The following is an 878-nucleotide window of genomic DNA, read 5'->3' as shown; positions in this document are numbered from 1 at the left end:
GCTCGCGGTCACCGCTCGTGCGCGCGTCCCGACGCGGCGCGCGCTCGTCACGGCCTGCGCCACCCTCACGGCGAGGACCCCGCTCATCAGCCCTGGGCGCACGCTCGTCGCGGCGGAACCCACCCTCACGGCGACCGCCGCTGGAGCGCTCACCCCGATCCGGCGACCCACCTCGAGCCCGATCGTCACGATCGCGCCAGGTCCGGCCGGTCGTCGAGCGCTCGCGCTCGTCCCGGGAACCGCCCGTCGCCGCTGGGCGCTGTCCGGCGCCGCCCCTGGCGGCGGCATCGCGCACACCTCGCCCAGGTCGGTCACCGGACGCGGCGGAAGGACGTCGCGGCGAATCGGACCGGGACGCCTCGCCGCGGTCCCGGAAGGAACGATCGGCGCCTTCCGGACGTCCGTACCCGGAGCGGACAGGGCGTCCGGCTCCGGACCCGGGGCCTTGAGGTCGGCGAGGGTTCCCACCAGCGGAGCGATCGGACGAGGAAGGCCGCTGACCGCGACCAGTGGGAGCACTGCCCTGGCGGGGACGTCCTCCTGCGGAGGCGGAGCGTCTCTCGTCTCGCTCCCGGTTCCCAGGATCAGCCATGCCGTTCTCCCACCCGCTCGCGCGCACGCGAGCTTCCTCGTCACTGTTCAGATGTCCGCTCTGCGGGCACTTCAGGGTCTCACGCGCTCCCGGACCTCAGCCCAGGAACGACGACGGGGAGCGCACCCGAAGGTGCGCTCCCCGTCGTGTTCAACAACTCACTCACAAAGATGAGTGGCCGGCGGTGTCCTACTCTCCCACCCAGTCTCCCGAGCAGTACCATCAGCGCTGGCGGGCTTAGCTTCCGGGTTCGGAATGTAACCGGGCGTTTCCCCACCGCTATGAC

1 rRNA gene is annotated in these 878 nt (G+C 72.0%); it reads right to left on the bottom strand.

What is annotated here, in order from left to right:
* Positions 1–768: 768 nt before the first annotated feature.
* Positions 769–878 (bottom strand): 5S ribosomal RNA (gene rrf, locus ACRYR9_RS19690); the annotation flags it as partial.

Source organism: Kineococcus auxinigenes, from assembly GCF_050871525.1.
Lineage (GTDB): Bacteria > Actinomycetota > Actinomycetes > Actinomycetales > Kineococcaceae > Kineococcus.
This window is presented reverse-complemented; position numbering and strand designations above follow the sequence as displayed.